Annotated in this window: 7 protein-coding genes; all 7 read left to right on the forward strand. The window is 48.1% G+C overall.

What is annotated here, in order from left to right; genetic code table 11:
* Positions 1-37: 37 nt before the first annotated feature.
* Positions 38-469 carry an Rrf2 family transcriptional regulator gene (locus Q7C_RS09920; RefSeq protein ID WP_014704626.1) on the forward strand — a complete coding sequence of 144 codons (432 nt, stop codon included), beginning with the start codon at positions 38-40 and terminating at the stop codon, positions 467-469.
* Between the two features lie 182 nt (positions 470-651).
* Positions 652-3,609 (forward strand): hybrid sensor histidine kinase/response regulator, encoded by a 2,958-nt coding sequence (locus Q7C_RS09925; RefSeq protein ID WP_014704627.1) that lies wholly within the window; start codon positions 652-654, stop codon positions 3,607-3,609.
* A gap of 5 nt (positions 3,610-3,614) precedes the next feature.
* Positions 3,615-5,774, forward strand: a complete 2,160-nt coding sequence (locus Q7C_RS13360) for an EAL domain-containing protein (RefSeq protein ID WP_151194755.1) — start codon at positions 3,615-3,617, stop codon at positions 5,772-5,774.
* Positions 5,775-5,796: 22 nt separating this feature from the next.
* Entirely contained in the window at positions 5,797-7,161 is a 1,365-nt protein-coding gene (gene gorA, locus Q7C_RS09935; RefSeq protein WP_014704629.1) for a glutathione-disulfide reductase, read from the forward strand.
* A 99-nt stretch (positions 7,162-7,260) separates the two neighbouring features.
* Complete coding sequence (gene pqqA, locus Q7C_RS14085; RefSeq protein WP_083839481.1) at positions 7,261-7,332, forward strand: pyrroloquinoline quinone precursor peptide PqqA; 72 nt, start codon at positions 7,261-7,263, stop codon at positions 7,330-7,332.
* Between the two features lie 184 nt (positions 7,333-7,516).
* The gene (locus Q7C_RS09940; protein ID WP_014704630.1) at positions 7,517-9,646 is read left to right on the forward strand and encodes a VTT domain-containing protein; all 2,130 of its coding nucleotides are present in this window, start codon (positions 7,517-7,519) and stop codon (positions 9,644-9,646) included.
* The gene (locus tag Q7C_RS09945) at positions 9,646-10,338 is read left to right on the forward strand and encodes an endonuclease/exonuclease/phosphatase family protein (RefSeq protein WP_014704631.1); all 693 of its coding nucleotides are present in this window, start codon (positions 9,646-9,648) and stop codon (positions 10,336-10,338) included. The genes Q7C_RS09940 and Q7C_RS09945 overlap by 1 nt, the downstream gene beginning before the upstream one ends.
* Positions 10,339-10,357 lie beyond the last annotated feature (19 nt).

Consider the following 10,357-nt stretch of genomic DNA (forward strand, 5'->3'; position numbering starts at 1 on the left):
GCTGCCAACAACAAAAAGCTTGCATTGGAGTCGCATTATGCAGTTGACTACCCATACTGATTATTCCCTGAGACTGTTGATTTATCTCGCTGTTAAACAGGATGAAAAAGCAACGATACAAGACGCGGCGGCGCGATTTGATATCTCTGCCAATCATTTGGCCAAAGTAGTCCAAACGCTGGTCCAACTGAATTATGTTGTGAGTCATCGAGGACGTGGTGGTGGCTTGCGTCTGGGCTTACCGACGGAATCGATTAATATTGGCAAATTAGTCAGACAGACTGAAAATCTTCAGCTTTTGCCGTGTTTCGGCAATAAAACGGCCTGTGCAATTGATTCAGCCTGTACCCTAAAAGGCGTTCTGGCACGGGCACAGCAGGCATTTCTTAAAGTATTGGACGACTACACGCTGTCGGATTTAATCGGGGCGCACCAGCAACAACTCAAACAACTGCTCAACGTAGCGTAAAACCCAGTGATTTGGCTTGTTTCCCAAGCGCATCCTGCTGTGGGATAAAAAATAATCGGATCAATGTGTGCCGAATCCCGTTTAGTTGCTAGCCTCGGCATGATTGTTTCTGGAATTTCACCTGACAACGCGTTACGCTCTTTGCTTAATGGATGACTGCTAGTAAGGGAAGAGCACTCTGTATGCAAAGCATGAACCGATATTTGCAACAGCGTTGGCCAAGTCAGGTGTTGAGCCTGACCTTGCTGGTAGGGATATTATTGACGGACAGCCTGACCCAGGCAGACTTTGGCCATGGTTTACTTTATTGTCCGGTGCTTTTGCTTGCCGCGTTGAGCCAATCAAAGCGATTTTTAATGGGCGTCTTTTGGGGCAGCTTTGCGCTGATTTGGCTGGGTTTATTTTTAACCATTCATTTCAATGCCGATGCGTTTAGCGCAATACTGATACTAAACCGGCTATTAGCCTGCCTTGTCCTCATCATTCTTTATATATTATGTCTACGGAATTTGTACCGTCAGCAGCAACATAGCGCAGCACAACAGCAGCTGCAGCTGACTGCCGATTTAGTCCGGGTTGGCGGCTGGCAGTTACGAGATCAGACGGTGACGTTAAGCCCGGCTGCCAAAGAAATTTTGTCGGTCTCCACATCACAACTCAGCCTGTCTGCATTTGCTGGTTTATTTCTGGAAAGCGATGCAAAACAACTTTGTCAGCACATCCAGCAGCAGTCGCTGCCTATGGCACAGTCCGTTCGTCAGCATCGGTCCAATGGGGGGATCAAATGGCTGCGTATCGTTGCTTCTGCGGAGGCACATCGCCATGTGACTGGTGTGATTCAGGATATCCATGCCTCACAACTCCAAGAAGCACGGTCGCAAGAGGAAGAACGTCGACTGCGGTTTATCGCCGACAGTATGCAAATGTTTATCTGGAGTGCCTGGCCCGATGGCCGTCTAGATTATGTCTCCCGCTATACCGTTGATTACACTGGCGAAGATGAGTCAGAAATTTTGCCTAACTGGCTGAGTTTTTTGCACCCGGATGATCAAGAACCAACCCGACTTCGTTGGCAACAGTCCATTCAGACTGGCGAGCCGTATACCATGGAGTTTCGTATTCGTCGTCATGATGGTGAATATAATTGGTTTTTAACCAAGGCAATGCCAGCTCGTGATGAAATGGGTGAAATTTTTAAATGGTATGGTTCAGGCATTGATATTGGCGAAAGCAAGCAGTTACAGCAACACAGTGAAACGCTGTCTCGGCAGTTACAGTCAACATTATCAAGTATTACCGATGCTTTTTTTACCCTCGATAAAGCAATGTGTTTTAGTTACGCCAATCAACAAGCCTGTTCTTTGCTGGGTAAAACGCAGTCTACATTGTTAAATCGATGCCATATCAATCAAACCAGTCTTGATGACGATGGCGCTTTTTCGATTCAATTAGAGCGTGGATTGTTATCGCGTAAGATGATGACATTTGAATTCTGGTACGCCGAGCGGCATAGCTGGTTGGATGTCCGGGTCTATCCTGCTGAAGCTGGCCTTACCGTTTATCTTCGTGACATTACGCGTCAAAGAAGTGCTCAGGAAGAACTGAAACTGTTGCGGAGTGCTGTCTCTCAGTTAAATGATATTGTCATTATTACCGACGCCGCGCCAATTGATGAGCCGGGACCTCGTATCGTATTTGTTAACGATGCCTTTGAGCGATTAACTGGATATCGCCGTGACGAGGTTATCGGCAAGTCGCCGCGGTTTCTACAAGGACCAAAAACACAGCGTGGTGAGCTTGATAAGATTCGCCGTGCGTTATTAACCAAGCAGCCAGTCAGGACAAAATTGACCAACTATCATAAGTCGGGTCACGAGATTGAGATGGAGCTCAGTATTGTGCCTATCACCATTGATGCTGGGCGCATATCTCACATTGTTTCTGTACAGCGGGAAATTAGTGGTGAATTAAATCTTCAGAAACAATTGCAGCTGGCACAGCGAATGGAAGCGGTGGGGCAATTAACCGGTGGGATCGCACATGATTTTAATAACTTGCTGACGGTCATCAGTGGTAACAACGCATTATTAGCCGAATCAATACAACAACCGAACCTGTTGGCTTTAACCAAGCTGATAGGTGATGCCGCGGAGCGTGGAGCGCGGTTGACAGGAAATCTACTGGCATTTGCCCGGCGTCAGCCGCTATTGCCAACCCAGGTTGATATTAATGAGCTGATTGAAAAAATGCACGAGCTGCTACTGAGTTCGCTCGGACAGCATATTAGCCTGAAACTGGATCTGACAGCAGATCTCTGGCCAGTCAGCCTGGATCCGGTACAGATGGAAAGTTGTTTGTTGAACCTGATTATCAATAGTCGTGATGCGATGCCTGAAGGCGGACATATTACTATCCAAAGTCAAAATTGCAATGCAGATGAGCAGGCTGACGATACCGAATTACGGGGTCAGGAGTGGGTCGTGATCAGCGTGCTTGATAGTGGTGGTGGCATTTCAGCAGAAATCATCGATAAAATTTTTGAACCTTTTTTCACCACCAAGGCCAAAGGCAAGGGAAGTGGTCTTGGGTTAAGCATGATTTTTGGCTTTATCAAGCAGAGTGGTGGGCATATCCGGGTTCAGTCAGAGGCAACGACGGGAACGTGCTTTCGGCTGTATCTGCCACCCTCCGATGAGGCATCAGATGACGAGGATCAGCAGGCTATAACTGATGAAGCTTTACTCGACAAGATTTCGACCGCTGACAAAACGATTCTGGTCGTCGATGATGATGATCTGGTCCGGCAATATGCCGTGTCGCAATTACATGCGGCGGGTTATCGGGTGTTGTCAACAAATAGCGCGGAAAAGGCCCTGACCTGGTTACAATCGACGCAAGCCATAGATCTCCTGTTTACTGATGTGCTGATGCCGGACAGTTTTTCGGGTACGCTCTTGGCGCAAAAAGTGCAGCAATGTCGGCCGAATCTGCCGGTATTATTCACCTCTGGTTTCACTGAAAATGCGCTGGATGAGGTTTCAGCCCCGCTCCTGCAACAGCATTTATTGCGCAAGCCCTATGATCGTGCGACGCTGTTGCAAAGGATTGCACAACTGCTGGCAGACAGTGAAGGAACATGATGGGCATGACAGAAAAACGACTTCTTGTACTTGATGATGATGCGCTCACTGGCGAGACCTTGAAGAATGTCGCTGAGTTTGCCGGTATGTGCGTACATGTCACCAGCTCGCCCCACGATTTTTTTACTGAAATTGATAACTGGGCTCCGACGCATATTGCGCTGGATCTGGTGATGCCGGAAATGGACGGGGTTGAAGTGCTGACCGAGCTCAGTAAAAGGCAGGTGAGTGCGTACATCATGATCACCAGCGGCGTGGGGCAGCAAGTATTACAGGCGGCGGCTCGCTCAGCCTCAGCACATGGCCTTAACATCATTGGCGTACTACCCAAGCCATTCAGTCCACAACATTTTCGCGAGGTGGTGAATGCCGCCCCACAGCTGTCGGATGAACTCATGTCTGATAATGCTCGTGGTAGTAAAGAAATTACGGTCGCTGCTTTACAGGAAGCGATAGAAAACGAACAGTTGTACGTCGTATTCCAGCCCAAAGTCGAATGTCAAAGCGGGTTGCTGACAGGTTTTGAGGCATTGGCCCGCTGGCAGCACCCTGAATTGGGCTTTGTGTCACCGGATCAGTTTATTGCTGTTGCTGAAAAAAATAATCTTATCGACTTGCTGACGCGGCTTGTATTCAAAAAAGCTTTGATCTGGTTCAGTGGTTTTTGTCAGCAAAAAGCTTTCTCCAACATTGCCAGCACGGCGCGTCCCTTACTGTGCTCAATCAACATTTCCGTGTTGTCACTGAGAAATCTGGACTTGTTCAACACCTTGGACGCGTTATGTCAGCAATATGGTGTGGCACCAGAACAAATTATGCTGGAATTGACGGAAACTGGCGCGATGGATGATGCGGTCGCCTCATTAGACTTGCTTACCCGGTTACGGATGCGTGGTTTTCAGTTATCAATTGATGACTTTGGCACAGGCTTCTCATCGATGCTGCAACTGGTAAGAATGCCCTTTTCTGAAGTGAAAATTGATAAGTCATTTATTATGACCGTCAATCATTCACGGGAGTCGCGGTTGGTCACCAAAGCAATCATTGATCTGGCCCATAGTCTGGACATGTTGGTGATAGCGGAAGGTATTGAGGATGAGCCAACATTGGCGTTTCTCCAGCAGCTGGGATGTGACAAAGCACAGGGATATTATATTGGTCGTCCGTTAGCGACGTCGGAAGTCGACAGTTGGTTAGTCGAGCGCATGAATTTGGTTGAAAAGCTGCGTTTAGAACGGCTACATGCGCTTAAATTGCTGGATACGCCATCGGAACAGCGTTTTGATCGCTTAACCCGTTTAGCCAAGCGCTTGTTTAATGTTCCAATCAGTCTGGTTTCGCTCGTAGACAGTGACCGGCAGTGGTTTAAATCCAAAGTCGGCCTGGATGTGAATGAAACACCTCGCGAATATGCTTTTTGCCATACCACCATTCAGCATGATGATGCTTTTGTTGTGCTTGATGCCAGTAAAGATCCGATATATCGAGAAAATCCTTTAGTCACAGGGATGCCCTATATCCGTTTCTATGCGGGTCAACCGATCACAGCGCCAACCGGAGAAAGGCTGGGCAGTTTTTGCATCATTGATGATAAACCGCGGTTTTTCAATGAGCAGGAAGTGGCCTTGCTGAAAGAACTGGGAACGATGGTTGAGGAAGAAATTGCCGCTAATATGAAACTGGCTGAGGATCATTTGACTGGTATTCTCAATCGGCGTGGTTTTGAAAATCGTGCGCAACATATGCTCGACCTGTGTTTGAAACAAAACATGACAGCCTCCCTGATTTACATTGATATCAATAACTTTAAGCGGATTAATGATCAGGGCGGACATCAGGCCGGGGACGACGCATTAAAAGACTTTGCGATGTTATTGCAACAAACTTTTCGCGATTCGGATTTAATGGCTCGAATCGGCGGCGATGAATTTATTGTGATGATGGTCAATCCGCAAGGTTCAACGAGCCATAAAGAAGCCATCGAGCGACTCAAAAATGCGGTGCAAGGCCACAACAATACTGTTGATAGCAGCTTGCAACTCCATTTCAGTTATGGGATTGCGCAAACGGTGGTAACCACCGACTACCACTTGCCTACCCTCTACGACAAAGCAGATCAGATGATGTACGCCAACAAGCATCGTCCCGAGATCTCGGATCTGTAAATGTACTTTTTGGTGCCGGTGAGTGACGCAGCTTAATTATGATTTGTTGGTGATTGGAGCCGGTTCGGCTGGAGTGCGGGCTGCGCGGCTCGCTGCTCAGGCCGGTGCCAAGGTCGCGATTATAGAGCAGCAGGCTTTGGGCGGGACCTGTGTCAATTATGGCTGTGTGCCCAAAAAACTGCTTTTTTACAGTGCGGCATATCAAACTCTGCTAGCCGATTCGGGACAATTTGGTTGGAAGACGGCATCATCGACATTTCATTGGCAAACCTTGCGTGAAAGCGTCACGGCTGCAGTCGAGGAAATCCAGCAAGCCTATCAGAACACCTTGGCTAAGGCCGGCGTAACCGTGTTATTCGGTAAAGCGAAATTGACGGCATCTCACACGGTACAACTCAATGGGCAAGAGATTCACGCCAAACAATTGTTGATCGCGACTGGCGCCAGTGCTTTCAGGCCACCCATTCCTGGAATTAATGATGCCCTGACCTCGGATGATATGTTTTGCCTGGAACAATTACCCCAGCGCTTGGCAATCATTGGCGGTGGTTATATCGCGACAGAATTTGCCGGCTTGATGCAGCGATTCGGTGTACAGATCACCATCATTGCCCGAAGCCCGCGATTATTAATGGGCTTTGATGCTGAATGCACGGAAGTCTGTGCCAGACAAATGCGCGCTAACGGGATCGACTTACGCCTCAGTCAGGATGCCACTGCCATTACCCGACTGGCCGATGGCAGTTTGCAAGTCACTACTGAAACTGGCCAGCAGATTGTCGCCGATCAAGTATTGGTTGCGGCTGGGCGCCACGCGAACACGGAAGCGCTTGGGTTAGATGTCTGCCAACTTGATCTGGATGATCAGGGGTTTATCAAAACAGATTCTTTGGGTCGGACCAATCAAGCTGATATTTTTGCGTTGGGGGATGTGACCGGGGGCATGCAATTAACACCAATGGCGATTGCACAGGCAGAAGCCTTGATCAGACATTTATTTACGCCGCCTGCTGAGCCAGTTGATCCGGACAAGGTGCCCACAGCCGTCTTTTCAGATCCGCCCATTGCCCAGGCGGGGTTAACAGAAGCCATTGCCAAATCACGGGGTATGACGGTGAAGGTGTATAAAAAGACTTTTACCGGTTTACGTTCACGATTGAGCCAACGGACTGCCAAAAACTTTATCAAGCTGGTTGTTGATAGTGCCTCGGATCAGGTTTTGGGGGCGCAAATGACCGGACCGGATGCCAGTGAAATTATGCAGGGGTTAGCGATCGCAATTCAGGCCGGTGCAACTAAAGCTGATTTTGACCGTACTATCGCCATTCATCCAACCAGTGCAGAAGAATTCACCAGCTTGACAGAGGTAGACTCAGAAAAATCCTGAGTGTTAACAGGTAAACCCCTGATTCACATAAATTTGCAATTCACTATCATAGGAACCAAGTCAGCGATTAGCTGATAAGTCAACTCAAGGAGAAGTGTTATGTGGACTAAACCAGAATATTCAGATATGCGTTTTGGCTTTGAAGTAACCATGTACATCAACAACCGTTAATATTAACGGCAAGAATTCAAAAAAACCCGGCAAAAGTCGGGTTTTTTTGTGCCCAAACCTAGGCCAGAGCGGGTTTTAAGATAACCTGAGAGACGCTGACTGGTGGTGAAATAAATCTGGGTTAAGAGACAAATGCAAGGCGTATGCTACGCTTAATCATTTAATTGTCATTTATGGATATTTGATGACGAATCCAATGCGCATACCGGTTCCCGGTAAAAATTGCTGGCAGTATGTCTCAGCTAACCGTGCCAGCTTACTCATTGATGGGGAAAATTATTTTCCAGCTCTGCATCAGGCAATAACCAATGCCAAGCGGCGAATTATTATCGTTGGTTGGGATATAGATAGCCGCATGCTGTTACGCCGCGGGCAAGATCTCCCAGATGATTTGCCCAATGAGTTAGGTCATATTTTGTGCTATGCGCTGCAGCAAACCCCATCCCTTGATGTATACATTCTAAATTGGGATTGGGCCATGATGTATACATTTGAGCGTGAGTGGTTACCCACTTACCGGCCGCTGTGGCGTCATCAAGATCGGCTACATTTTGAGCTTGATGGTGAGTGTCCGCAAACCGCGTCACAACACCAAAAAATAGTGGTTATTGATGATCAATTAGCTTTTTGTGGCGGTTTTGATCTCGGTAAACATCGCTGGGATAGCCGCGACCATGCGGCCGAAGATAGTCGCCGTCAAGATCCCGATAAGCAAGCCTATCCTCCTTTTCATGATGTGCAGTGGTTAGTGGATGGTGAAGCAGCCTGTGCGTTATCAGATTTGGCACGAGAGCGGTGGTTTCGTGCTACCGAGCAGACCTTAACACCAATCCCAGGTGGCGAAGATGTATGGCCTAACAGCGTATCGCCTGACTTTGAGCAGGTCGATTTAGCGATTGCCCGAACTCAGCCGGCTTATGGTGGTTATCCTGAAGTTCGAGAAGTTGAGCGCTTGTATTTAGATAGTATTGCGAGTGCGGAATCATTGATTTACATTGAAAATCAATACTTTACTTCATCAGTTATAACTGATGCATTGGCAAAACGTTTGGCCGAACCAGCGGGGCCAGAGATTATTATTGTCTTGCCTAAAATGACGGGGGGCTGGTTAGAGCAAAATACCATGGATGTGCTCAGAGCACGTCTCATGCGTCGATTATGTGAGGCCGATAAGCATCAGCGTTTGCGGGTCTGCTATCCGCATCGTGATGCGCTTGGTGACCGTTATATCAGCGTGCACAGTAAAACCATGATCATTGATGACCACTGGCTGCGAGTGGGCTCCAGTAATTTGAGTAATCGCTCTATGGGGCTGGACAGTGAGTGTGATATTGGATTGCAGGCAACTAACCAGCGCCAAACGCAAAAAATAGCTAACATTCGACATGATTTACTTGCTGAACATATGGGCATGTCGATTGCGGATGTCATTGAAGGCATCAAGCAACACGGTTCAGTACGACACTTTATCGATGCGCACCAAGATGCAGCTCATACCTTACGTGCTTTGGATTGCCAGGTCACTGAGCTAAGTGATGAATTGTTACCGGATAGTAGCGTCATTGACCCCGAAAAGCCGTTACAAGCCGATGATATGGCCAAGTTGTTATTGCCAATCCAGCAGCGTTCCGCTTTCCGAAAACAGTGGTTAACGGGGGTTGGCATTATTCTGTTTATTTGCTTGATCACGCTGTTATGGCAATTCACTCCGCTGGCGGAATGGTTCAGTGAGGAAAATCTGGAAAGTGCTGGTCAGACGATTAAATCTCTGCCATTTGCGCCGATTTTGCTGTTGTTAGTGTTTGCGATCAGTAGCTTATTCGGCGTACCGGTGACGTTATTGATCATTGCAACAGTGATGACTTTTGGCGCTATTCAGGGCGGCATTTATGCACTTATCGGCGCGGTGATGGGGGCTGTGCTGGGTTTTCTGTGCGGTCAACGGCTAGGTAAAGGCGCACTGGCAAGACTGGCCGGTAGTCAGGTTAACCGAATCAGCAAACGTTTGGCCAAACGCGGCTTATTGACGATTATTACGGTTCGGATTGTCCCGGTGGCGCCTTTTACCGTTATCAATCTGGTTGCCGGCGCATCTCATATTCGGTTACGTGATTTTTGTTGGGGAACGGTGCTCGGCATGCTGCCAGCGATTTTAGCGTTCACCGTATTTACCGATTCATTGATTGCCGCACTGAAACAGCCTGATGCCAGCCAAATCGGTGTATTGCTAGGGGTTATCGTGGCCGTCATAGTGTTGAGTGCGGGTTTACAAAAATTGTTTTTACGACGTGATGCAAAGCGGCCGCAAAGCTGATGCGGCTGCGTATTGCCAGCTATAACATTCATGCCGGTATTGGCTCTGATGGTCAATTTGACCCGGCACGAATTGCCACAGTCATTGATGAACTGAATGCCGATGTCATTGCGTTACAAGAGGTGGAACATCACTTGATTGAGGAAGGTGATTTTTTAGATTACCTTGCTGCCAGAACCGGATATCAAGCAGTGTCAGGGCCGACCTTAATGCGGGAAACCCGGCATTATGGCAATGCGGTGTTAACCCGGCTGCCGGTCATTGCCAGTCAACGTCGCGATATTTCCTTCGCTGGACACGAGCCCCGTGCTGTTTTGGAGGTGGAGTTGGCGGTCGCGAGCAAAATAATTACGGTGATGGCGACTCACCTTGGTTTGTGGCCATCGGAACGGCGCTCGCAAGTGCGACAGATTGTCAATTTGTTACAGCAGAGCCACAGTGACTATATTTGGCTCATGGGGGACTTAAATGAATGGCTGATTTGGGGAAGGCCGTTAAACTGGTTAAAGCATTTTTTTAGATATTCGCATCATATCGCAACATTTCCTTCATTTTTCCCCTTATTATCGTTAGATCGGCTATGGGTCATGCCACAGCAAAGCTTGCTTTCTGTGCGTGCGCATCGTTCAAAGATCAGCCGTCAGGCTTCCGATCATTTGCCTCTGGTTGGGGAAGTAATCATCGAGACCTGAGCGGGATCTGACAAAGCCC

It is taken from the genome of Methylophaga frappieri, assembly GCF_000260965.1.
GTDB lineage: Bacteria > Pseudomonadota > Gammaproteobacteria > Nitrosococcales > Methylophagaceae > Methylophaga > Methylophaga frappieri.

What these genes read in the sequence shown, in the direction of transcription:
- Q7C_RS09940 (WP_014704630.1), top strand. Translation starts at nt 7,517, where the DNA reads ATGACGAATCCAATGCGCATACCGGTTCCCGGTAAAAATTGCTGGCAG.
- Q7C_RS09925 (WP_014704627.1), top strand. Translation starts at nt 652, where the DNA reads ATGCAAAGCATGAACCGATATTTGCAACAGCGTTGGCCAAGTCAGGTG.
- Q7C_RS09920 (WP_014704626.1), top strand. Translation starts at nt 38, where the DNA reads ATGCAGTTGACTACCCATACTGATTATTCCCTGAGACTGTTGATTTAT.
- Q7C_RS13360 (WP_151194755.1), top strand. Translation starts at nt 3,615, where the DNA reads ATGACAGAAAAACGACTTCTTGTACTTGATGATGATGCGCTCACTGGC.
- Q7C_RS09945 (WP_014704631.1), top strand. Translation starts at nt 9,646, where the DNA reads ATGCGGCTGCGTATTGCCAGCTATAACATTCATGCCGGTATTGGCTCT.